This window comes from Rhodococcus sp. BL-253-APC-6A1W (assembly GCF_012843405.1).
Lineage (GTDB): Bacteria > Actinomycetota > Actinomycetes > Mycobacteriales > Mycobacteriaceae > Rhodococcus.
Genome location: NZ_JABAFB010000009.1, coordinates 208,833 through 232,680 on the forward strand (window position 1 = coordinate 208,833; position 23,848 = coordinate 232,680).

At 67.5% G+C, this 23,848-nt stretch carries 19 protein-coding genes; 8 read left to right on the top strand and 11 right to left on the bottom strand.

The annotated features are described in order from the left end of the window. Positions 1-63: 63 nt before the first annotated feature. From HF877_RS15915 to HF877_RS15925, 3 genes are all read left to right on the top strand, one after another. Positions 64-2,595, top strand: coding sequence for a VanW family protein (locus HF877_RS15915; protein WP_169622153.1), 2,532 nt, complete (start codon positions 64-66; stop codon positions 2,593-2,595). Between the two features lie 68 nt (positions 2,596-2,663). Beyond that, positions 2,664-4,094, top strand: a complete 1,431-nt coding sequence (locus HF877_RS15920; RefSeq protein ID WP_169622154.1) for an aldehyde dehydrogenase family protein — start codon at positions 2,664-2,666, stop codon at positions 4,092-4,094. Between the two features lie 46 nt (positions 4,095-4,140). Continuing rightward, the gene (locus HF877_RS15925) at positions 4,141-5,256 is read left to right on the top strand and encodes an NDMA-dependent alcohol dehydrogenase (protein WP_169622155.1); all 1,116 of its coding nucleotides are present in this window, start codon (positions 4,141-4,143) and stop codon (positions 5,254-5,256) included. A gap of 87 nt (positions 5,257-5,343) precedes the next feature. Here the strand turns inward: HF877_RS15925 and HF877_RS15930 are convergent, their stop codons facing one another. Both HF877_RS15930 and HF877_RS15935 read right to left on the bottom strand, forming a co-directional pair. Then, entirely contained in the window at positions 5,344-7,179 is a 1,836-nt protein-coding gene (locus HF877_RS15930; protein WP_169622156.1) for an acyl-CoA dehydrogenase, read from the bottom strand. A gap of 98 nt (positions 7,180-7,277) precedes the next feature. Continuing rightward, the gene (locus tag HF877_RS15935) at positions 7,278-7,886 is read right to left on the bottom strand and encodes a class I SAM-dependent methyltransferase (protein WP_169622157.1); all 609 of its coding nucleotides are present in this window, start codon (positions 7,884-7,886) and stop codon (positions 7,278-7,280) included. 162 nt (positions 7,887-8,048) lie between these two features. On the opposite strand from HF877_RS15935, the gene HF877_RS15940 reads away from it, so the two are divergent. Both HF877_RS15940 and HF877_RS15945 read left to right on the top strand, forming a co-directional pair. Next, on the top strand, positions 8,049-9,071 hold the full coding sequence (locus HF877_RS15940; RefSeq protein WP_169622158.1) for a beta-ketoacyl-ACP synthase III: 1,023 nt from the start codon (positions 8,049-8,051) through the stop codon (positions 9,069-9,071). A gap of 3 nt (positions 9,072-9,074) precedes the next feature. Then, positions 9,075-9,794 (top strand): HNH endonuclease family protein, encoded by a 720-nt coding sequence (locus HF877_RS15945; protein ID WP_169622159.1) that lies wholly within the window; start codon positions 9,075-9,077, stop codon positions 9,792-9,794. Positions 9,795-9,804: 10 nt separating this feature from the next. On the opposite strand, the gene HF877_RS15950 is transcribed toward HF877_RS15945, so the two are convergent. Together HF877_RS15950 and HF877_RS15955 are read right to left on the bottom strand one after the other, a co-directional pair. Then, a complete protein-coding gene (locus HF877_RS15950) occupies positions 9,805-11,151 on the bottom strand; it encodes a cytochrome P450 (protein WP_169622160.1) in 1,347 nt (448 codons plus the stop codon). Between the two features lie 122 nt (positions 11,152-11,273). Then, positions 11,274-12,008 (bottom strand): SDR family oxidoreductase, encoded by a 735-nt coding sequence (locus tag HF877_RS15955; RefSeq protein WP_169622161.1) that lies wholly within the window; start codon positions 12,006-12,008, stop codon positions 11,274-11,276. Between the two features lie 127 nt (positions 12,009-12,135). Between HF877_RS15955 and HF877_RS15960 the strand changes: the two genes are divergently transcribed. Continuing rightward, complete coding sequence (locus HF877_RS15960) at positions 12,136-13,047, top strand: alpha/beta hydrolase (protein ID WP_169622162.1); 912 nt, start codon at positions 12,136-12,138, stop codon at positions 13,045-13,047. Between the two features lie 16 nt (positions 13,048-13,063). On the opposite strand, the gene aroD is transcribed toward HF877_RS15960, so the two are convergent. From aroD to HF877_RS15980, 4 genes are all read right to left on the bottom strand, one after another. Further along, entirely contained in the window at positions 13,064-13,837 is a 774-nt protein-coding gene (gene aroD / locus HF877_RS15965) for a type I 3-dehydroquinate dehydratase (RefSeq protein ID WP_169622163.1), read from the bottom strand. 115 nt (positions 13,838-13,952) lie between these two features. After that, positions 13,953-15,605, bottom strand: a complete 1,653-nt coding sequence (locus HF877_RS15970; RefSeq protein ID WP_296550462.1) for an MDR family MFS transporter — start codon at positions 15,603-15,605, stop codon at positions 13,953-13,955. Beyond that, on the bottom strand, positions 15,602-16,216 hold the full coding sequence (locus HF877_RS15975) for a TetR/AcrR family transcriptional regulator (RefSeq protein ID WP_240952516.1): 615 nt from the start codon (positions 16,214-16,216) through the stop codon (positions 15,602-15,604). Before HF877_RS15975 ends, HF877_RS15970 begins: the two co-directional genes overlap by 4 nt. Positions 16,217-16,308: 92 nt before the next feature. Continuing rightward, positions 16,309-16,632 (bottom strand): hypothetical protein, encoded by a 324-nt coding sequence (locus tag HF877_RS15980; RefSeq protein WP_169622166.1) that lies wholly within the window; start codon positions 16,630-16,632, stop codon positions 16,309-16,311. Between the two features lie 156 nt (positions 16,633-16,788). Here HF877_RS15980 and HF877_RS15985 point away from each other — a divergent pair, with 156 nt between their 5' ends. Continuing rightward, entirely contained in the window at positions 16,789-18,378 is a 1,590-nt protein-coding gene (locus HF877_RS15985; protein WP_346765191.1) for a hypothetical protein, read from the top strand. A gap of 4 nt (positions 18,379-18,382) precedes the next feature. On the opposite strand, the gene HF877_RS15990 is transcribed toward HF877_RS15985, so the two are convergent. The 3 genes from HF877_RS15990 to HF877_RS16000 all read right to left on the bottom strand — a co-directional run bounded on the left by HF877_RS15990 (position 18,383) and on the right by HF877_RS16000 (position 22,738). After that, positions 18,383-18,631, bottom strand: a complete 249-nt coding sequence (locus tag HF877_RS15990) for a hypothetical protein (RefSeq protein WP_240952518.1) — start codon at positions 18,629-18,631, stop codon at positions 18,383-18,385. Positions 18,632-18,826: 195 nt separating this feature from the next. Then, on the bottom strand, positions 18,827-22,270 hold the full coding sequence (locus tag HF877_RS15995) for a bifunctional proline dehydrogenase/L-glutamate gamma-semialdehyde dehydrogenase (RefSeq protein ID WP_169622168.1): 3,444 nt from the start codon (positions 22,268-22,270) through the stop codon (positions 18,827-18,829). 60 nt (positions 22,271-22,330) lie between these two features. Continuing rightward, positions 22,331-22,738, bottom strand: coding sequence for a hypothetical protein (locus HF877_RS16000; RefSeq protein WP_169622169.1), 408 nt, complete (start codon positions 22,736-22,738; stop codon positions 22,331-22,333). A gap of 172 nt (positions 22,739-22,910) precedes the next feature. Here HF877_RS16000 and HF877_RS16005 point away from each other — a divergent pair, with 172 nt between their 5' ends. Further along, positions 22,911-23,741: a DUF1206 domain-containing protein gene (locus HF877_RS16005; RefSeq protein WP_346765192.1), complete on the top strand. Its 831-nt coding sequence runs from the start codon at positions 22,911-22,913 to the stop codon at positions 23,739-23,741. Positions 23,742-23,848: the final 107 nt, after the last annotated feature.

Here is a 23,848-nt window from a genome sequence, read left to right on the forward strand (position 1 = left end):
TGGGTGTGGTAACCGGCGCACGGGGTTTCCGTCCCGGCGCGCCCAGTTGGTGAAGGGATTTGGGTGAGCGGCACACACGGGACCGACGGCTCCGAACACGAGAACGACGACGTTCGACCGGCCGAGCCCGATTCGCGGGGTTCGTCGGCAACCGAGGCAGACAGTTCGTCGGCTCCGACCGAGCAGTTCGCTGCTTTTTCGGCGCCGCGGGTCCCGGAGACTCCCCGTGAAGAGCCTGCCGGTACCGGTACCGGCACCGAGCCGCCGGAGCCTGAGACGCCGCACTCCGGCACGCCCCACTCCGGGACGCCGCAGCCCGAGACGTCTCGGGCCGGCACCTCCCAGCCTGAGACGGCAAAACTCGAGACCGCGCGCCCCGAAGCACCGCGCCCCGAGACAGCACGGCCCGAGGCGGACCCGTCCGAAGCGGCCACGGCGGTGATTCCGGTGGTGACACAATCCGGTCGCGGCGACGCGTCCACCGCCCGTATCCACCGCTCGTCGGATGCCTCGTCCCCGAAGCCGGCCGGAAGTACACCGCTGCCCTCCTCGGCTCCGGATTCCCGCAACGCGCCGCCCCCGGCGTCGCCTCCTACACCGCCGCCCGGGTCACCGCCCCCGGTCGCGCCTCCGCCCGGCGGCAACTCCGGGTCGTCCGGCGACGGATCGGGCTCCTGGTGGTCGGGAGTGCCCAGGCGAACGGTCGCGCTCGTCGTCGGCGGAGTCGTCGCCCTGCTCGCCGTGCTGTACGTCGCAGACCTCGCGGTCAGTTCCGGCAAGGTGCCGCGCGGCGTCACCGTTGCCGGCATCGAGATCGGCGGGGAGTCGCTCGACGAGGCGGAAGCACACCTGCGTCAGGTGCTCAGCGAGCGCCTCGACGAGCCCGTCCCGGTTGTCGCCGGGGAGACGAGCGGGGAAATCGTGCCTGCTCAGGCCGGGATCGGTATCGATTGGGATGCGACGCTCGACCGCGTCGGATCGCAGCCTCTGAACCCCTTCACGAGATTGGCCTCGTTCTTCGGCGACGAGGAGATCGGCGTCGTCTCCACCCGAGACGACGCGACGCTCGCCGTTGCCATCGACGAGTTCACGGCGGCCGCCGCGTATTCGCCGCGCGAGGGCAACATCGTGTTCGAGGGCGGTACCCCCGTCCCCGTCACCCCGCAGCCCGGTCAGCGCGTGGATGTCGCTACCGCATCCGACGTGTTCGCCGAGCGCTGGGCATTCGGTGAAGTGTCGCTGCCGGTCGAGCAGGTCGATGTCACGGTCACGCGTGAAGGCCTGGACCGCGCCCTCGCCGACATCGCCGTTCCGGCGGTCTCCGCCGACCTCGTCGTGCGCGGCAAGGACGGGACGCCGGCGACCCTCGCTCGCGACCAGATCGGTGCGGTGCTGTCGTTCGTGCCGGACGGCAAAGGCGGATTGACGCCGGAATACCATCCCGAGGCGGCAGTCGAGATTCTCGCGCCTCAGCTCCGGCCGACGGAAACCGAGCCCCGCGACGCCCGGATCGAGATCCAGGGCGGACGTCCCGCGGTGGTGCCCGGTGTGAAGGGCGAACTCGTCGACTGGGCCAAGACCCTCGAAACGTTCCCCGAACTGCTCGCCGTCACCGACGACCGGGTCGTCGAGGCGGTCTATCAGACCGTGGACCCTGCGCTCACCACCGAGGCAGCCGAGAAGCTCGGCATCAACGAGGTCATCGGGGAGTACACGACCGGCGGTTTCGAATACGCGTCCGGTGTCAACATCCGCCTGGCCGCCGCGGAGATCAACGGTGCGGTCCTGAAACCGGGAGAGACCTTCTCCCTCAACGGGTACACCGGCCCCCGCGGCGCAGCGGAGGGCTACGTCGAATCGGGCATCATCGAGGCGGGACGCCCCGGCAAAGCGGTCGGCGGTGGCATCAGCCAGCTGGCGACCACGCTCTACAACGCGTCCTACTTCGCAGGCATGGAGGACGTCGCCCACACCGAGCACAGCTACTACATCTCCCGCTATCCCGCCGCCCGTGAGGCCACTGTCTTCGAGGGTGCGATCGACCTGCAGTTCCGCAATCCGTTCGAGACGGGCGTGCTCATCCAGACGATCACCACCGGTTCCGACGTCACCGTGCGTCTGTGGGGGACCAAGACCGTGGACGTGCAGTCGATCACGGGTGAGCGCACGAACTTCACCACGCCGAACACCATCACGTTGCCTGCCGGCCCCGGCTGCATCGCGTCGAGCGGAGCCCAGGGATTCACGGTCTCCGACACTCGTGTCGTGACCGACGCAAAGACGGGTGCGCAGATTTCGAACACGACGCGGACGGTGCGCTACGACCCGGTGCCGATCGTCAAGTGCGTCGAGCCCGACGACAAGGACGGTGCGGACTCCGAAGGTGATCAGGGCGCGGGAGGCGACGCGCCCGCTCCGGCGAGCCCGGCGCCGGCGCCCGCGTCGTCGACGCCCGCGAGCGCTCCGGCCGGTGAAGCACCGGCGCAGGCGCCCGCGGAGGGCACCGCGTCCGATGCGGCCGACCCGATCGCGGAGCCGGAAGCCGCGGCGCCCGCGCGGAGACAGCCCGAGTCCGTGACTGCACCCGGGAACTGAGATTCGGCCGGTCCCGCTGAGCGAGATTCCACGTCGGGGAGTGTGACGCCGCTCATAGCCTCGGCGGCATGACCACACACATCAGCGCGGAGTCGTCGGCCGTCGAGCTTCTCGCAGATCAGCAGGCCGAGTTCCGTTCTCAGCGGACGAGTTCTCCCGCGGAACGCCGGGCCCGCATCCAGCGGGTGATCGACATGCTCGTCGCCCGCTGCGACGAACTGGTCGAGGCGATCGACGCCGACTTCGGTGGACGTCATCCGGGCTACACGACCGTCAACGACGTGCTCGGCTCGGTGACCGCTCTGAAGTACGCGCGCGATCACCTCGACGGCTGGATGCAGCCGGAGCAGCGGACGGTGTTCGCGCCGTACGACCAACTCGGTGCTACCGCTGCGATCCATTACCAGCCCAAGGGCTCGGTCGCGATCATCGGAACGTGGAACGCTCCGGTCTACACCCTGATGGGCCCACTCGCCGGTGTCCTCGCAGCCGGCAACCGCGCGGTGCTCAAACCGTCCGAGGTGGTCCCGCGCACCGCGCAGGTGCTGGCCGAGGCGGCCGCCGAGTTCCTCGATCCCGTGGACGTCGCGGTGGTCACCGGTGGCCCGGATGTCGCGCGGTCCCTCACGTCGCTGCCCTTCGACCACATCGTCTTCACCGGTGGTGTGGCCGCCGGTCGCTCGGTGCTCGAGAACGCTGCCCGCAACCTCGTCCCGGTGACCCTGGAACTGGGCGGGAAGTCGCCGGTGATCATCGGGCGCTCGGCCGACCTCGACACGGCGGCGTTCCGTATCGCGGTTGCCAAGGCCACCAACGGAGGTCAGCTCTGCGTCAACGCCGACACCGTGTACGTGCCCGCCGAATCCCTCGAGTCGTTCGTTTCGGCGATAACCCGGTCCTACGCGGAGTTGCTGCCCACGGTGGCCGGAAATCCGGACGCCACCGCGATCGTCGATGACCGGCATGCCGCACGGATCGACGGATACGTCAGCGAGGCAGCAGGACTGGGCGCACGAGTCGAGGTGGCTCCGGACGAGCCGATCAGCACCGAGGAACGCCGTCGGCCGCTGCGCTTGGTGCTCGACCCGCCAGAGTCTGCGGCGATCTCGCGGGAAGAGATCTTCGGACCCGCCCTGGTGGTGCGGACATACGACGATCTCGCGCACGTCCTCGACACCGTCAACTCGGGTGCGAAACCCTTGGCGCTGTACTACTTCGGGAGGGACGCCGACGAGCAGCGCACCGTCGTCGACGGCACCACGTCCGGTGGCGTCACGATCAACGACGTGCTGATGCACGCGGGGATGCTCGACGCGCCGTTCGGCGGTGTCGGTGAATCCGGGATGGGTCACTACAACGGTCGCGAAGGATTCCTCGAATTCAGCCACGCCCGAACAATTTTCGAGTCACCGGAACATGATCCGCGCCGCGAGTGGGGAATGTTGCCGCCGTACGGCGAGGGATACCGCGCCGCGATGGCGGCTCAGATCACCCCGTGACTGCCCGGCTACCCCACGCTCGCCCCCACCCCGAGGAGAACACCTGATGAAGACCCGTGGCGCGATTATCCGCACAGCACCCGGTACCTACGAGATCGCCGACCTCGAGTTGGACGAACCGCGCCACGGCGAACTGATGGTCCGGATGGTGGCCGCAGGGCTGTGTCATTCCGACGACCACATCGCCACCGGTGACCACGCGGTCGGCAGTTACCCCATCTGCGGCGGTCACGAGGGTGCCGGTGTGGTGGTGCAGGTCGGACCCGGCACCACGGGATGGAGCGAGGGCGACCATGTGGTGTTCTCGTTCCTGGCTGCGTGCGGACGGTGCCGCTGGTGCGCGAAGGGCCTCCAGAACCTGTGCGATCGAGGTGCGGCGATCATGACCGGCAGCCGCCCCGACGATCCGGCGAGCTTCCGGCTGAGCCTCGACGGCGTCGAGGTCGCACAGACGTGCGGGCTGTCCACGTTCAGCGAATACACCACCGTCAGCGTCGATTCCGCGATCAAGGTGGACAAGGATCTCCCGCTCGACAAGCTGTGCCTGCTCGGCTGCGGTGTCGGCACCGGATGGGGCGCGGCGGTCAACTCCGCAGAGGTCTATCCCGGGCAGACCGTCATCGTGCAGGGAATCGGCGGAATCGGCATCAACGCCGTGCAGGGAGCCGCGCACGCCGGAGCGGCCCACATCATCGCCGTCGACCCGGTGGAGTTCAAGCGCGAGAGCGCACTGCGGTTCGGTGCGACCCATGCCGTCGCGGGTATGACGGAGGCCACCGAGATCGCACGCTCGTACACCAACGGGCAGGGCGCCGACGCCGCGATCGTCACCGTGGGCGTGACAACCGGCGAGCACATCGCGGAGGCGTTCTCGTCGATCCGGAAGGCCGGCACCTGTGTGGTGACCGGTCTCGGGAAGATGACCGACTTCGGGATCCCCATCAGCGCCATGGAATTGGTGCTGTACCAGAAGCGACTTCAGGGCTCGTTGTTCGGCGCCTTCGCGCCGACCGGCGACATCCCCTGGATGATCGACCTCTACACCTCGGGCAAGCTCATGCTCGACGAGCTGGTGACGTCCACCTACAAGCTCGACGACATCGCCCAAGGCTTCACCGACATGCACGAGGGCAGGAATCTGCGCGGGGTGGTCGTGTTCTGATCGTGCGGTAACCGGACGACAGTGGCTCCCGCCGATATCGGCGGGAGCCACTGTCGTCTCGTTGTGTCCGCGGGTGTTACGCGAGGATCAGAATGCGGCTTCGTCGAGCTCCATGATGTCGAGGTCGACATTGGCGATGACGTTGCGCGACGTGGTCAGCTGCGGCAGAACGTTCTTGGCGAAGAACGATGCTGCGGCGACCTTGCCTTCGTAGAAGGCCTTGTCCTTGGCGTCCGCACCGGCGTCGAGCGCGGTGAGTGCGATCTCGGCGTGCTCGAGCAGCAGCCAGCCGATCATCAGGTCACCGAAGGACTCGAGGAAGCGGACCGATCCGAGACCGACCTTGTACAGCTCGGTCGGCTGCTCCTGCGCACCCATGAGGAACTGGGTGAGCGTCGCGACCATGGCCTGCGTGTCGTCGAGGGCGGTGGCGAGCAGTGCACGCTCCGCCTTGAGACGGTCGTCGCCGCTCTCGCGCTCGAGGAACTTCTTGATCTGTCCGGCCACGTGGGCGAGAGCGACACCGCGATCGCGGGCGATCTTGCGGAAGAAGAAGTCCTGCGCCTGGATGGCGGTGGTGCCCTCGTACAGCGAGTCGATCTTCGCGTCGCGGATGTACTGCTCGATCGGGTAGTCCTGGAGGAAGCCGGAACCACCGAAGGTCTGCAGCGAGTCGGTCAGGTACTGGTAGGCCCGCTCCGAGCCACAGCCCTTGACGACCGGCAGAAGCAGGTCGTTGATGCGGTGGGCGAGGCCGGCGTCGGCGCCGGAGACCTGCTCGGCGACAACGTCGTCCTGGTGTGCGGCGGTGTAGAGGTACACGGCGCGCAGGCCCTCGGAGTACGCCTTCTGCATCGCGAGCGAGCGGCGCACGTCGGGGTGGTGCAGGATCGACACGCGCGGGGCGGTCTTGTCGGACATCTGGGTCAGGTCGGCGCCCTGGATGCGGTCCTTGGCGTACGCGAGTGCGTTCTGGTAGCCGGTCGACAGGGTGGCGATGGCCTTGGTGCCGACCATCATGCGAGCGTGCTCGATGACGTCGAACATCTGCGCGATGCCGTTGTGGACCTCACCGACGAGCCAGCCCTTGGCCGGGACGCCGTGGCCACCGAAGGTGAGCTCGCAGGTCGCGGAGGCCTTCAGGCCCATCTTGTGCTCGACGTTGGTGACGAACACGCCGTTGCGGTCGCCCATCTCGCCCTTCTCGAAGTCGAAGTGGAACTTCGGGACGAAGAAGAGCGACAGGCCCTTGGTGCCGGGGCCGGCGCCCTCGGGGCGGGCGAGGACGAGGTGGAAGATGTTCTCGAACAGGTCGTCGGAGTCGGCCGAGGTGATGAAGCGCTTGACGCCCTCGATGTGCCACGAGCCGTCGTCCTGCTTGATCGCCTTGGTGCGGCCCGCGCCCACGTCGGATCCGGCGTCGGGCTCGGTGAGCACCATGGTGGCGCCCCAGCCGCGTTCGACACAGGTGGCGGCCCACTGCTTCTGCTCGTCGGTGCCGTTCTCGAACAGCACGCCGGCGAAGGCGGGACCTGCTGCGTACATGAATGCGGCGGGCTGCGCGCCGAGCATCATCTCGTTGACCGCCCACAGGAGCGCGCGCGGCGACTCGGTGCCGCCGAGCTCCTCAGGGATGCCCATGGACCAGTAGCCGGCATCCCACCACGCCCGGAACGCCTTCTTGAAGCCCTCGGGGATGGACACCGAGTGGGTCTCCGGGTCGAAGACCGGGGGAGTGCGGTCGGTTTCCGCGAAGGCCTCGGCAGCGGGACCCTCGGCGAGCGCCTTGACCTCGGAAAGGATGCCGCGCGAGGTCTCCTCGTCGAGGTCGCCGAACGCACCTGTTTCGAGGACCTTCTGAATCTGCAGGAACTCGAAGAGATTGAACTCGAGGTCGCGGAGGTTGCTCTTGTAATGGCCCATGTCTGATGTCTCCCGGGGGTGTGGTGCGGTCCAGTTGGATCAAGTACCGCCCAAGCTTATTACTCGTCGGTAACATCTCTATGTTACTCGTCGGGCAACTAACTTCCAAGACTGACTTTGCGTGCCACCACCAAGGCATCGACGGCAGTTCCCGCTTCCGTTTCGCGGTGCCTGCGTTCGGCAACCTCGATATCGAGTCGGCCGTCGATGTCGTTCACGACATCTGTTGGTGTGTAGAGGATCTCGGCATCCTTGGGGCCTCCGACTCCATGCTGGAGATTTGTCGAGTCGTGGCCGAGAAATATGAGGATTCCGTCAGGTTTCAGCGAACTGACGGCTTTGTCGACGAGTGCTTTCCGTTGCGACGGAGGGAAATGCAGGAATACCGAGAGGATCAAGTCATACGTGCCGTCGAAGGTGTCGGAAATCACATCGGAGAGCTGATATCGCAACCGGTCGCGCGATCTCTTGGGCGCCTGCGCAGCGATTCGGCGGGCCTTGTCCAGCGCCACGGCCGAGAAGTCGGTGCCGACCACCTCCCAGCCGCGCGTCGCGAGCCACAACGAGTGGCGGCCCTCCCCGCAGCCGAGATCGAGCGCGCGCCCGTGCGGCAGCGACGTCGCGAACTCCACCACCACCGGGTTGGGCGGAGCGCCCCACACCAGTTCCGAGGATTCGTACCGGTCGTCCCAGTCCTGTGCGTCCATACCGGCACGGTAGCGACCGGGCGCGATACCGGCTCCGACGAGGTGCGATACCACTGGGCGCGGCCTGCCCGGACCCCGTGCTGTGACATTTTCGTAACCCGCGCTACCGTGTCTCGATGCGGCGCACTGATGAGCAGTGCCCGAGGAGGAGGAGTTCGCCTGATGGGTGCACAGATCGCCGTCCCCGCCACGCTGAGGAACAGCGCGCTTCTCGGGTTGGGTGTGCACAGGCCCGAGCGGGTCGTCACCAACGCGGAGATCTGTGAACAGATCGATTCCAGCGACGAGTGGATCCAGTCGCGATCCGGAATCAAGGAACGCCGTTTCGCGAAGGCGCACCCCGAAGAGACGATCGTGGACATGTCGGTCGATGCCGCCTCGAAGGCGCTCGACGCAGCCGGACTGAGCGGCCCGCAGATCGACACCGTCATCATCGCGACCTCCACCTACGGCTTCCAGACGCCGCAGGCCGCCGCGCTCGTCGCGGACCGCCTCGGTACCGGCGGCGCCGCCGCCCTCGACATCCAGGCCGGTTGCGCAGGCTTCTGTTACGCGTTGGGTGTCGCATCCGACCTGGTGCGCGCCGGGACCGCGGAGAAGGTGCTCGTCGTCGGCGTCGAGCGAATGAGCGACGCCACCGAACCCACCGACCGCTCCGTGCGATTCATCTTCGGTGACGGTGCGGGCGCGGTCGTCGTCGGTGCCTCCGACGAGGTCGGTGTCGGCCCCACGGTGTGGGGATCGGACGGCTCGCAGGGCAACGCCATCCGCCAGGAGCCCGACTGGGTCGACTTCGCCCAGAACCCGCAGCAGAAGCGTCCCTGGATCATCATGGAAGGCACCGCGGTGTTCCGCTGGGCAGCCTTCGAGATGAGCAAGTACGCCCGCCAGATCGCCGACAAGTCCGGGGTCGCTCTCGCCGACCTCGACGCATTCGTGCCGCACCAGGCGAACCTGCGGATCAACGACGTCATCGTCAAGCAGCTCGAGCTTCCCGAGTCCGTGCAGGTGGCCGACGACATCATCGAGACCGGCAACACCTCTGCCGCGTCGATCCCGCTGGCGATGGAGAAGATGCTGCGCACCGGTCAGGTCGAGGCGGGCAGCACTGCCCTTCTCCTCGCGTTCGGTGCCGGCCTGTCCTACGCCGGCCAGATCGTGAAGATGCCTCCGCTGGCGCAGTAGTACATGGCCCGTACAGGACAGCCGTCGATTCCTCGATGGCTGTGGATTCTGTGCTTCATCGCGGTCTCGATCGCGGTCGTCGTCCTCGAACCCGTCGTCACCGACGAGTCGGGGGCAGCGGAGCCGCCGGTGGGGATTGCCACGGGAGGCGACCCCACGGCGGTCCTCGCGGCGCTCTCGGCGCTGCCGGTACGCGCCGCCGATCCTCAGGACGGCTACAGCCGTGAGCTCTTCGGGCCCGCCTGGACCGACAACGTCACGGTCGGGTTCGGCCGCAACGGCTGCGACACCCGCAACGACATTCTCAAGCGCGACCTCGTCGACATCTCGCTCGAGCCCGCCACGAAGGACTGCACGGTCCGGACCGGCACCCTGCGGGATACGTACACGAACCTGGAGATCTTCTTCCGACGCGGTACCGACACGTCCTCCGCGGTGCAGATCGACCACATCGTGGCATTGTCCGACGCGTGGAAGAAGGGTGCGCGCCACCTCGACGACCAGGCGCGTCGCAACCTGGCCAACGATCCGCGCAATCTGCAGGCGGTCGACGGCCGTACCAACCAGTCCAAAGGCGACTCCGACGCTTCCGCCTGGCTGCCACCCAACGCGGGTTACCACTGCGACTACGTGGCGCGCCAGGTCGAGGTGAAGGTCGAGTACCGGCTGTGGGTCACCCCGGAAGAGCGCGACGCCATGGCCCGCGTTCTCTCGGCGTGCTGAAGCGGAGCGGTCACCTGGCGCGGAGGTTGATCGGCCCTCCGTCGTCGGGAAACGGCAGCGACGTGAAGTTCATCGGTGCGACGTAGTCGGCGGGTACGTCCCACTCGTACCGGAGCAGCAGGTGGTGCAGCACCGACTTGATCTCGGCGCCCGAGAAGTGCTGCCCGAGACAGCGGTGCACGCCACCGCCGAAAGGCGTCCACGCGTGGGGATGGACGCGGTCCCCCCGCCGTTCGGGAGCGAACCGCTCGGGGTCGAAACGTTCGGGATCCGGCCACAATTCGGCCATGTGGTGGCTGTAGTGGACACCGACGTTGACGAGCGTGCCCTTGGGAATGAAATGCCCCAGGATCTCGGTGTCGGCCCCTGCCCGGCGCACGACGCCGGGTACCGGCGTGACCAGGCGCTGGCACTCCTTGATCACCAGATCGAGCGCGGTGAGGTCGTCGAGTTGCGCGAAGACGGGCGTCGCGGTGCCGAGCGCTTCGGATTCCTCGCGGCACCGCTGCTGCCACTCGGGGTACTGGCCGAGATATTGCATCGCCGTCGAGAGCGTGATGGTGGAGGTGTCGTGTGCTGCCATCATCAGAAAGATCATGTGGTTGACGACGTCGTCGTCCGAGAACCGTTCCCCGTCCTCGGACTCCACGTGGCAGAAGACCGAGAAGATGTCGTTGCCCTCGGCTGCGCGCCGTGCGGGCAGGTAGCGGCGGAAGAACGCCTCGAGCCGCTTGCGTCCCTGGATGCCCTTGCGCCACCTGCTGCCGGGCAACGGATAGCGGACGATCGCGGTCGCCGCCTGTACGCACCCGATGAAGGCGCGGTTGACCTCCTGCATCTCCTGGTCCGACGAGCCCTCGGCGCCGCCCATGAAGATTTCGGTGGCCAGACTCAGGGTGAGTTCCTTGAGCGCGGGGTAGGCCCGGAAGCCGTCACCGGGGACCCAGGTGTCGAGCGTGCGTTCGATCGACGGATGCATCGCGTCGGTGTAGAGCGCGAGGCGGTCGCGCGTGAAGGCTTTCGCCATGATCCGGCGATGCGCGGTGTGCTCGTCGCCGTCCATGAGCATCAGTCCGCGGTCGAAGAAGGGGCCGATCAACGCGCGCCATCCCGGGCCGCTCTGCAGGGCGCGGTCGCGGTTCTGCAATGCCGCCCCCACGGCGTCGGGCCCGATGAGCACGACCCACGGGCGCCCGGCGAACCGGAACCACGACACGGGGCCGTGCCGGTGGAAACGCTTGTCGTAGGCCTTGATCGGGTCCCGCATGTAGTCCAGCGCGTAGCCGATGTACGGGAGTCCGCTGTCGCCGGGGACGGGCTCGAGACCGGGCGGCGGGGGAGCGAGCATCTTCGTCACGGGGTACATCTCCCGTCGGATCGGGATCTGACTCTGGCTGTGGTCAGATTACTGTAACCCGCATCACACCGAGTGTGGCGTTCGATCGACATCCGCGTGCGACCGCAGTACTCCGGGCACGCTCAGCCGGCCTGGTCGGAGGGGCGGAGAAGGATCTCGTTGATGGTCAGATGACGGGGACGGGTCAGCGCGAAGACGATCACGTCCGCGATGTCGGGTGGCTCCACCGTGGAGGCGTCGTAACCCTGTTGCACGACCTGCCGGGTCGCGTTGTCGGTGATGTGCGTCGGCAACTCGGTGTCGACGATTCCGGGCTCGATGAGCATCACGCGCACGTCGGGGTGCAGTTCCTGGCGCAGTGACTCGGACCAGCCGTTGATTCCCCACTTCGTGGCGGCATAGACACCGTTGGTGGGCCGGGCGGTACGTCCGGCAACCGAGGAGATGTTGACGAGGTCCCCGCCACCGTCCCGAAGCTGCTCGAGGAAGACCTCGGTGGTCGTGATGGCCCCGAGCAGGTTGACCTCGATCATCCTGCGGTAGTCGTCGTGAAACTTCGGCGAGAACGGTCCGAGCAGCATGACGCCCGCGTTGTTGATCAGGACGTCCGCTCCGCCGAACTCGTCCTGCACCCGCTGAGCAGCGGCGACGAGGGAATCGCGGTCGGTCACGTCGGCCCGGATCGCGAGCGCACCGCTGCCCAGGTCGGCCGCGAGAGCTTCGATCCGGGCGAGGCGACGTGCGAGCAGCGCGACGCGGAAGCCCGCGCCCGCGAGGGCACGTGCGGTCGCGGCACCGATGCCGGACGACGCGCCGGTTACCACCGCCACGCGGCCCGAGTTCGAGGATTCGGTCATGAATCGGTCCCTTCGTGGGTGACGCTTCCATCAGACCACCGTCCGGGCGTCGGGGTCTGCGAAATCGCCCGGCCGAAGCACGTCGCGGAGATGTACGTGACCGCCGACACATGCCATGCTGACGCGCATGGACGTCGAACGACCGAAGCTCGAAGGTACGGTCGCGGTCGGAAACGGTCGCCGTCTCGGTTTCGCCGAATTCGGCTCCGCGCAGGGACGCGCGGTGTTCTGGCTGCACGGCACCCCGGGAGCGCGCCGCCAGATCCCCGTCGAAGCCCGCGCCTTCGCCGAACGGGAGAACATCCGGCTGATCGGGATCGACCGTCCGGGGATCGGGTCGTCGACCCCGCACCTGTACGAGAACGTCCTGGCCTTCACCGACGACCTGGAGATCATCGCCGACACCCTGGGCGTCGATCGGATGGCGGTCGTCGGCCTCTCCGGCGGCGGTCCCTTCACGCTGGCGTCCGCGTACGCGCTGCAGGATCGGGTGGTGGCGGCCGCAGTGCTCGGCGGTGTCGCCCCGGTGGTCGGTCCGGAGGCGATCAGCAGTGCGCTGATGCGACTGGGAACGTTCGTCGCGCCGGTCCTTCAGGTGGCGGGCGCCCCCATCGGTACCGCACTGAGCGCCGGTATCCGGCTGGTCCGGCCCTTGGGGTCGCCGATCATCGACCTCTACGGACGACTCTCGCCGGAGGCCGACCGCCGTCTGCTCGCGAGGCCGGAGTTCAAGGCGATGTTCCTCGACGACCTGCTCAACGGCAGCCGGCACCGCATCTCCGCGCCGTTCGCCGACATCGTGGTGTTCACCCGCGACTGGGGCTTTCGCGTGTCGGACGTGAAGGTGCCGGTCCGCTGGTGGCACGGCGACAGCGACCACATCATTCCGTTCGAACACGGCCTGCACATGGTGGATCTGCTGCCCGACGCGGAGTTCCATCATCTGCCGGGTGAGAGTCATCTCGCCGGTCTCGGTGCCGCCCAGGAGATTCTCACGACGCTGATGAAACTGTGGGACGACGCGGACGCCGGCCGGTAGAGGTGCCGGACGGCGCCTACCGCGACCGCTCGAGGGCGTCGAGCAGCGCGCGCAGTTCCGAGGCGTCGACCTGCCCGGGTGCCGATGCCGTGCCCACCATCCCGAAGGTCGCGGCGGAACCGAACACCTGGCCGGCGATCCGGGAGACCACACCCAGGCCACCCATCGACATGGTGATCAGCGGGCGGTCCGCGTACTCCTCGTGCATGATGCGTGTCGCATCGAGCAGGGTGAGCACGTCGGCAGCGGACCGGGGCATCACCGCGATCTTGCAGATGTCCGCTCCGAGTGCCTGCATCGCACGCAACCGCGAGACGATGTCGTCTTTCGGGGGCGTGGCATCGAAATCGTGGTTGGACGCGACCACCGCGACGTTCCGAGCATGGGCGGACGCGACGATCTGCTTCACCGCGCGGCTCTCGCGCCGGTACTCCACGTCGATCAGATCCACGACACCGCTCTCCGCGAGCGCGATCGCCAGCTCGGCGTACGCGTCGTCGCCCGAGGTGGCCTGTCCGCCTTCGTGCGCGGTGCGGCAGGTCGCGAGCAGCGGCGTGGCACCGAGGGCGCCGGCGAGCGCGTGCGCCTGGGCGACCACCGACGCGGTGTCCTCGAGGGTGCCGAAGAAGTCGACCCGCCACTCCACGACATCGGCGACCTGCCCGGACAGTGCCTCGACCTGCGCGTGCAGTTCGTCCGGGGTCCGGCCGGTGACGGGCACGATGATCTTGGGTGTGCCCTCGCCGATCGTCACGTCCTTGACGCGGACCGGTGTGATGCTCCGACCCATGTGTCGCCTCCCGTTGCCTGCCCGCCGCGGCATGTCGCCCGTGGCGTCCATTCGATCACGTGAGGTTCCGCGCGCTGCGCCGGACCTCTCGGTCCCTGGCGTGCGGAACCGGCCGCTACGAGCCCGGTGACGCCGGTGGTTCCGTCCGGTCGCCGGGGGCGGACACCGCCACGGTGTCGTGTTCGGCGGACGCCGTGCGCGCTGCTTCCGCGTCCTTCGCGCTGATCGCTTCGCCACGCGCCACCATGCCGGCTTCGTCGGAGAGCGGGATCTCCTTCAGGAAGCAGGCCAGGACGATGGCGACGATCAGGAACGGGATGAGGTACCAGAAGACGGGGGCGAGCGAGTCCGCGTAGGCGTCGACGACGCCCTGCCGCACCTCGTCGGGCAGTGCCTTCATGATCGCGGGGTCGAGGGTGGCGGTGGCCTGTCCGGCCTGCTCCGGATCGGCCCCCGCGGTGGTGAACACGTCGGTGAGCTTCACGGACAGCTGGTTGGTGAAGATCGTGCCGAAGATCGCGACACCCAGCGCGGCGCCCACCTCGCGGAAGTAGTTGTTCGAGCTCGTGGCGGTACCGATCTCGTCGACCGGCACGGCGTTCTGGACGACGAGGATGACCACCTGCATGATCAGGCCGAGCCCGAGTCCGAAGACGAAGAGCATCGAGCAGATCACCCACAGTGGTGTGCTGCCTTGCAGGGTGGTCAGCCACAGCATCGCCAGCGCGGTGATCGAGGCCCCGGCGATCGGGTACATCTTGTAGCGCTGCGTCTTGGTGATCGCGAGGCCCGAGCCGATCGAGGTGATCAGGAGGCCGACCATCATGGGCAGCAGCAGCAGGCCCGATACCGCCGCGGAGGTGCCGGACGACATCTGCAGGAACGTGGGCATGAACGCGAGCGCTGCGAACATACCGAGACCGAGCACGAAACCGATCGCGGTCGCGTTGACGAAGATCGAATTGCGGAACAGCGACAGCGGGATGATGGGGTCTTGTGCCCGGGATTCGACGAGCACGAACAGGCATGCCATGGCCAGCAGGCCGATGCCGAATGCCCAGGTGAGCGGGTCGCTCCAGCCGCGGTCCGCGTCGCCGCCGAAATCGGTGAAGAAGATCAGGCAGGTCGTCGCGAGCGACAGCGTGATCACACCGAGAATGTCGATGCGCTTGGTGGGCTTCTTCGTCGGCAGCGTGAGCATGAACCACGAGATCAGCAGCGCGACGATGCCGACGGGAATGTTGATGTAGAAGCACCATTCCCACGTCAGGTGATCGACGAAGAACCCGCCGAGCAGCGGGCCACCGACGGCGGAGAGACCGAAGATCGCGCCGAGCGGACCCATGTACTTGCCACGTTCGCTGGCGGGAACGATGTCGGCGATGATGGCCTGCGACAAGATCATCAGGCCGCCGCCTCCGGCGCCCTGCAGAGCGCGGAAGACCACGAACGTCCAGAAGTCGTCGGTGAACGCGCAGCCCGCCGACGCGAGGGTGAAAATCGCGATGGCGATCATGAACAGGTACCGGCGGCCGAAGACGTCGCCGAACTTGCCGTAGACGGGCATCACGATCGTGGTGGCGAGCAGGTATGCGGTGGTGATCCACGCCTGGTGCTCGACGCCGCCGAGCTGGCCCACGATGGTGGGCATCGCGGTCGAGACGATCGTCTGGTCGAGGCTCGCCAGCAGCATGCCGGCGATCAGGGCCGAGAAGATGATCCAGATTCGGCGTTGGGAGAGAACCAGTGGTTCTGCGGTAGAGGTCACCGTATTCCTGTCGGGTCGTCGAGGTCGAGAGGGTGTTCGAGCAACCGCTGGGCACATCCGATGTCGCGTTCGAGCAGGTCGCGGAACGGTGGGCTGTCGGGCGTGCGGAAGAACTCGTCGACGGCGTCGTGAATGAGACCGGCGACGAATCGCACGGTGACGCGGACGAAGGGGTCGTCGGCGGAGAGCCCTTCGCGTGCGGCGATCAGTTCGGCGAAGTCCTGCTGGTGCGACTCGCCCAGCGACATCATGCGGGCGAGCAACTGAGGTTCGCTGCGCACGATCTCGCAGCGGAGTCGATGTTGTTCCCGAGTGAAATCGTTGCGTTCGAACAGTGCAACGGCGAGCCGCGCGATACCGCGCAGCAGGGCCGGCGAGGAGCCGGGCCCGGTGCGGTCGCCCCCCGCCACGAACTCGTCGCGGTCTTCCGGGGTGAGTGCTGCAGGCGGGTTGCCGAGCACCGCATCCTCTTTCGAGGCGAAGTAGTTGAAGAAGGTTCGTCGCGACACTCCGACGTGTTCGCACAGTTCCTCGACGGTGAAGCCGGCGAGACCCCGACGGGCGGTGAGTGTGCGTGCGTGCTCGACGAGCGCGGCGCGTGTGCGCTGCATGCGACGGGTCCGGGCACCCTCGTCGATAGAAATTGCACTCTCGGACACGGAGTGCATTTCTACCACCTGCGCCCCGCAGTCGCACCCTCGCGTCAGTCGAGCCAGGACCTGACCGGCGGCTTGACCCACATGATCTTCTCGTCGGGGTGGGTGCGCGTGGCCGAAGGATGATCCGGGTGCTCGTGCGCCCATGCGGTCTTCTCGTCGAGCAACTGCGCCACGAGCGCCCACGTTTCCATCGTGCGCGGCGGGTGGGCGTCTGCGGCTCGTGCCAGCCGCCTGCGCGTGTCGTCGGACATGGCCAGCAACTCCGCGCCGGTGACACCGCGGTTCCAGGTGTAGCGGGCGAGGCCCACCGCCTTCTCCCGGCGATTCTTTTCAGCGCGGTCGGTGTGGGCGAAGTCGGCGCTCGTCATCCACCCTCCTGCTTCTCCGTGTTCGGTGGCCGTGCGGCCACGATGGTCCCGTCCAGTCTGCATATTCTCGCGCACCGGCGACACCTCACCGCACCCTTGACAGACCTCACGCACGCGGCCCACGCTCGACGGACGACACACCGAGGGGGTGGCCCCGTGTCCGCACAGGCCGCGTTGCCGGAGGGAACCCCGGACTCTGTCGTGGCACAGGCCCAGCGCGCTCCCCGCCCGCCGGTCTTCGATCCGACCGCCGGTATCGCCGTCGACCGCCCGACCCCGCGCGGGGTTCCGCCCCATCGGCTCGTCGCCGTCGGCGACTCGCTTCTCCAGGGATTCCAGAGCGGTGCGATCTACCGGACGGAGGTGTCGGTACCCGCGATCGTCGCCTACGAACTGGGCATCCTTGCGGCCTTCCGGTATCCCCGCTTCGGAGGACCCGGGGGGCTGCCACTCAACGTCGAATTGTTGTTGCGCCGGCTCGAGGATCGATACGGGGGCCGTCTCGACGTGTGGGAACTTCCGACGGCCTTGTTCGCTGTGCGCGGGTTCATGGACGAGGTCGAGGACTACTGGGAGCGCGGCCCGGGTGCCGAGGCGCCGATCGTGGCCGGCTACAACCACAATCTCTCCTGCTATGGCTGGGATCTGCGGGACGCGCTGGAGAAGACCGCGGCACACTGCGAACGTGCGCTCGCGACCCCGCGGGACAACCTCGTCGACCAAATCGTCGAGAACAATGCGGAGCGCGCCGCTCTCAGGGTCTATCCGCGCTGGGACGAGCAGCGTCGTCACGAGACCGTGTTCGACGCCGCGCGGGCGCTCGGTGCCGAGCACGACGACGGCACCGATGCCGGTATCGAGACGCTGGTGGTCTTCCTGGGCGCCAACAACGCCTTGCGCGCCGCCACCGAACTGCGGGTCGTGTGGAGCGGTGAGGACTTCCGGCAACTCGAGCGCACCCGCGACGCCACGATCTGGACACCGGAGCACTTCGACGCCGAATTCGCCGAGGTCGTGGCGCGACTCCGGACGGTCGAGGCTCGTCACATCATCCTGTGCACCGTCCCGCACGTCACCATCGCGCCGATAGCCCGGGGGATCGGCACGAAGTCAGGGTCACCGTACTTTCCGTACTACACCCGGCCCTGGATCGACGAAGGCCGCTTCGACCCTGCTCGCGACGAGCACCTCACGGGTGCGCAGGCGTACGCGGTCGACACCGCGATCGACCTCTACAACATCACCATCACGGAGGCAGTCGCCGATGCTCGCCGGGACGGTCTCGACTGGTACCTGCTCGACTCTGCGGGAATCCTCGACCGTCTGGCCGCGCGCCGCTACGTCGATGATCTCGCGGCGCGTCCGGAGTGGTGGACTCCGTATCCGCTGCCGCCGCTGCTCGCCGCTCTCATGCCCGTCCCGGACACCCGGTTCCTGTCCGCGGACGGGAACGGCGGACGCGCCACGGGCGGCGTGTTCTCCTTGGACGGCGTGCATCCGACGACTGTCGGCTACGGCATCCTCGCGCAGGAGATCGTCGACATCATGGTGCGAGCCGGCGTGGAGTTCCGGCATCCCCGCGGTGCGGTGCGCGAGGGTCGCGTCGAAGTGGATTTCGCCCGGTTGCTCCGCAACGACACCCTGGTGCAGGCGCCTCCGCAGAATGTCGACTCGTCGCTGTCGGTGCTCGGTTGGGCGGACCAGGTTCTCGATCTGTTCCGGATTCGGTGGAACCTGGGGATCTGACCGGTCAGGTCAGGTTCACGACGTGTTCCTGTGCCGCGAAGGCGGCCTGTAACTTTTTGCGGGACAGCCCTTTCGGTCCGCACGCGCATCCGGACGGAATGCCGTCGTCCTCGAACTGCGTCGCCTCGAGCGTGTCGACGAACTCGGAATGGAGCTTGTCGCCGTGGTGACCGGTCGCTTCACGGTCGCGGTTGCCACGCCCGCCCGGTCCGCTCTTGGACACGACCACCGGGCCCGCGGAAGTCTCGTACACGGCCGCGATGGTGTGGCCGGCGGGACACCGAACCTTCAATGCCGCCTTTTCCGTGCGATTGGGACCTAATTCCTTCACAGCCGCCAACGCCAATTTCCGGCGTTCGGTGGGGGGTGTCGTGGCGATATCCATGCTCCTATTGCACCTCAGATCCATTCGTTCCACAGGGCTTCCGGTCAATCGGACGGGGCGAACTCAGATGATCTCGTCGGTGAGGTGGTGGAGGGTGCCGAACCGGTGTGCCGTGATCGATACCGATTGTTCGAGAAGGAAGGGCAGCATCTCCACCCGACCGGACTCGGTCACAGGGTGATCCCAGACCGGCACGTCGCAACGGCCACCGAGGCGCTCTGCGACAGTGCGGGGCTCTCCACCGATCATCCGGACGCGCACCGAGTCGCCGGAGCAGATCCGATCCAGCCACTCCGCGTCGGTTTCAGTGACACTCTTTTCGATCATCTGCCCGGTTGCCGACAGGACGGCGCGTGGAATCTCAAGAGCGGAAGACACTTCCACTTGCGCACCGGTGCGTGCCGCCGCGCCGAGTACCCTCACGAAATCTACCGGGTTTCCGTCCTCGCCGAGTCGGACGCACACCCGCGCCGGAAGATAACGGAAGAGGTTCCGCTCCACGACGAGGCGGCTGACATCCTTCGGGACGCCGAACTCCGAACGCCATACGCGGGCGTCATCGGCGAACGCCCGGCGCAGCATCCCCGAATCGGTGCCGGTCCATTCTCGGGACGCGGTCAGGAGACGGCCGACGACCGCCTCGGTGGCTCCGTCGGCAGCAACGGCGTCGACGGCCTTGTGTGGCAGCGACTCCCATGAACCGAACCCGAAGAGGTACTGGGGACCGCCCGCCTTGAATCCCGCGCCGACCGACGACTTCTTCCAGCCGCCGAACGGTTGCCTGCGCACCACAGCACCCGTGATCCCGCGATTGACGTACACGTTCCCGGCCTCGACGCGGCCCAGCCAGCGGGCGATCTCCGCGGTGTCGAGCGAATGCAGACCGGCGGTGAGCCCGTAGTCGACTTCGTTCTGGATGTCGATCGCCTCATCGAGGTCCGCCGCGGTCATGATTCCCAGCACAGGACCGAAGAACTCGACCAGATGCGTGCGCGACCCGCGTTGCACGCCCTCGCGCACGCCCGGAGTCCACAACCTGCCCTCGTCGTCGAGCCGACGCGGTGCCGTCAACCACGATTCGCCCGGTTCCAGTGTGGTGAGGGCGTCGAGCAGCTTCCCGTGCGCAGGTTCGACAAGCGGCCCCATCCGGGTACGCGGGTCGTGCGCCGGCCCGACAGTGAGCGACGTGACGGCGTCGACGAGCTGGTCCCGGAACCGCCGTGACGATGCCACCGACCCGACGAGGACGACGAGCGACGCAGCCGAGCACTTCTGCCCCGCATGGCCGAACGCCGACTGCACGATGTCGCGCACCGCGGCGTCGGGATCGGCACTCGGCGTCACCACGATCGCGTTCTTGCCGCTGGTCTCGGCCATGAGCCGCAGTCCGGGCCGGAACGATCGAAATCGCTCTGCGGTCTCGTAGGCACCGGTGAGCACGACCCGGTCGACGCGAGGATCCGAGATCAGTTGCGTGCCCAGCGAGCGTTCTCCCAGGTGGACGAGGTGAAGAACGTCGCGCGGCACCCCGGCTTCCCACATTGCCTCGGCGAGTACGGAACCGCAGCGTGCGGTCAGGGCGGCGGGCTTGAGCACGACCGCCGACCCCGATGCCAGCGCCGCCAGCGTCGACCCTGCCGGGATCGCTACCGGAAAATTCCACGGCGGCGTGACCACGGTGAGCGCCGAGGGCACGAAGCGGGCTCCGTCCACGGCTGCGAGATCGCGCGCCCGGTCGGCGTAGTAGCGGGCGAAGTCGATCGCCTCGGAGACCTCCGGGTCGGATTCGTCGAGAGTCTTGCCGCCCTCGGCCGCCATGATCTCCAACAGGTCGGCGCGACGCGCCTCGAGCCTCCGCGCGACACGTTCGAGCACCGTAGCCCGGTCCGCGGCACTGCGCGCCCCCCAGCCCCGCCCTGCGTCCGACGCTGCCGCCACGATGGCGTCGAGCCGGTCGGACGACGTCACCGTGTGGGCGCGCACGAGGTCCGAGCCGAGGCAGGAGGAGGGAACCCGTTCGAGGATCGCCCGCCCCCAGGCCAGATTCCGGGGCAGCGACGGGTCGGTGTCCGCGGTGTTGAAGAAGCCGTCGCCGTCCGCGGCGTCCGGAACCTCGTGGCGGTCCTGTCGCCGGTTCGGCTCAGGGACTCGTTCGTCGAGCGCAGCGACCGAATCCCGGAATCGCTGCGCCTCCCGCTCGAACAGCGACGGATCGTCGCGCAGATCGAACACGGCCGACATGTAGTTGTCCTGGCCCGCGCCTTCTTCGAGCCTGCGCACCAGGTACGACAGCGCGACGTCGAACTCCTCGGGATGCACGACGGGGGTGTAGAGCACCAGACCACCGACGTGGCGGCGCACCACGTCGGCCTGGTTCTGCGTCATGCCCAGGAGCATCTCGAAATCGACCCCGTGTCGCACGCCGTGTCTGCCTGCCAGGAGCCAGGCGTAGGCGATATCGAACAGGTTGTGCCCGGCGACCCCGATCCGGACGTTGTCGATCCGTTCGGGTGTCAGCGCGTAGTGCAGCAACCGCTTGTAGTTCGTGTCGGTGTCCTGTTTCGTGCTCCAGGTAGCGAGCGGCCAGCCGCGCAGCGCCGCCTCGACGCGTTCCATCGGCAGATTTGCGCCCTTGACCACGCGCACCTTGATGGGAGCGCCGCCGCGGGCACGCCGAGAGGCGGCCCATTCCTGGAGCCGGATCAACGCGGCGAGCGCATCGGGAAGATAAGCCTGGACGACGATGCCGGCCTCGAGGTGCAGGAACTCGGGGAGGTCCAGCAGTCTCGTGAAGACCGCGATGGTCGGTTCGAGGTCGCGGTATTCCTCCATATCGAGATTGACGAACTTCGGTGTGGCCGACTGTGCCGCGAGCCGATACAACGGCGTGAGCCTGTCCACGATGTCGGTGACGGCCTCGTCGAACCCCCACGCGGCGTGCGGGGCGATGGTGGCGGAGACCTTGATCGACACGTAGTCCACGTCGTCGCGCGCCAGCAGCGTCCGTGTGCCTTCGAAGCGGCGGGCCGCTTCCTTGTCGCCGAGCACCGCTTCCCCGAGCAGATTGAGGTTCAGCCGCACACGACGGCGCCGGATCACGGCGAGGGCACGTCCGAGCCGCCGGTCGGTCGCATCGACGAGCAGGTGCCCGACCATCGCCCGCAGCGCACGGCGCGCGACGGGTACGACGAGGTGGGGGAACTCGGGACCGAGCGTGCCACCGGCACGCAACGCCAGTCGCAGATGAGAGGGAAGGAAGGAAGGTACCTCGCGGGAGAGTTCGGCCAGGTTGTGCGCCGCGACCGTCGGGTCCTCCGGACGGATCACCCCGTCGACGAAACGGACGGTGAAGTCGAGGCCGTGCGGATCCTTCAGCACACCCGCCAGCTGGCGGCCTGCCCGGTCGGGAGTCGAGGTGGCGGACTCTTCGATCCAACGGCGGGCGAGCGTGACCGCATCGTCTGCGATCGCCCCGGGTGGATACGGTGCGTGCGTGCTCTCCGTCATGGCTGCACTCCGATCATCGACCGCCCCCACGGTGGCACGGGGCGGTCCGGCTCCGGACGGCTAGCGTTTGCGGAGCCCGTCGAGCATCAAGGTCAAGCCGCCGCCCAGCATCCAGACGTCCTTGGCGAGCGCCAGTCCGTCCTGGGTGGGGCGCGGGTCCCCTTCCTCGTGCATGCCGGGGGTTTTCCAGTACATCGCCATCATGCCGCCGCCGAAGGCCGTCAACGCCGCGCCCGCCAGGAAGGACGGAACGACGGGTGCCAGTAGCGCTGCACCGATCCCGATTTCGGCGGTCGACAAGGCCGTACCGAACGTTGTCGGACGCCACTGCTTGACGAAGGGGAACGCCTGCGAGGCCATGCCCTGCAGTGCCTCCGCATTCTCAGCGGGAAGATTCCGTTTTCCCAGTCCCGAGTTGAGGATGAATGCACCGGTGGCAACTCGGAGCGGGATATGAGCAATTCGCACGACGAACCTCCGTGGTCGGCTTCGATGCTGCTCGCCAATCTACCGACTGCGAGTCGAATGCGTTTGATCTCCGAAGGCTTCGGGCATACCGGACAGGACAACGAGCGCAGGTTGATGAGCATCGGGTGGGCGAGCGAAGCCGGCCGCGCGGTGCCGGAGGATGGGTGGACAAGTGACAGGGCAAATTTCGACTTCGAGGGGCTCCTCGGTAACGGGGCGGCTCTCACGGAATCATTGGTTCGAGCGACTCGCCCGCGCGGGTTACGTCGGTAGTGGGCTGGTGCACCTGCTGGTGGGCTACCTCGCGATCCGCGTTGCCCTGGGCAGCAACGAGGAGGCATCACAGTCGGGCGCTCTGGCCGAAATCGCGGCCAAGCCCGGCGGCAAGTTCCTGCTGTCCGTCCTGTGCGTCGTGCTCTTCGTATTGGCCCTCTGGCGTCTTGCGGAGGGTGTGCTCGGCGGGGCGGCGCACTCGTCGTCGGCCGGCCAGGACAAAAAGGACGAGACGTTCGGCCGGATCAAGGCCGTCGGTGTCGCTCTCGTGTACTTCGGTCTGGCCTTCACGGCATTCGGGTATGCGCGTGGTAGCGGCAAGTCGAGCGGTGAACAGAGCTCCGGTATCACCGCGCGTCTCCTCGAGTCCGGCGGCGGAAAGTTCCTGCTCGTCGTTGCTGCTCTCGTGATCATCGGTGTCGGCCTCTACCACATCTACAAGGGCGCGACGAAGAAGTTCGTCGAAGACCTGAAGGGCAACACGAGTTCGTTCGTCCGCGGACTCGGGATGGCCGGTTACATCGCCAAGGGTGTCGCCGTCACGCTGATCGGCGGTCTCGTGATCGCCGCGGTCTTCCAGGCCGATCCGGAGAAGGCTTCCGGTCTCGACGCCGCGTTGAAGACGCTGGGTGCGCAGCCGTTCGGGGTGTTCCTGCTCATCGCGGTGGGCCTCGGGCTGATCATGTACGGCATCTACAGCTTCGTCCGGGCACGCGACGCGAAGATGTGATGCGTGCGGTGGCCGGATCCGCCACGAACGAGAACGCTCGACCGGGTCGGCCCCGGTCGAGCGTTCCTTTTATGCGTGCGCCCGGATCGAAGGGCGGCGGATCCGCA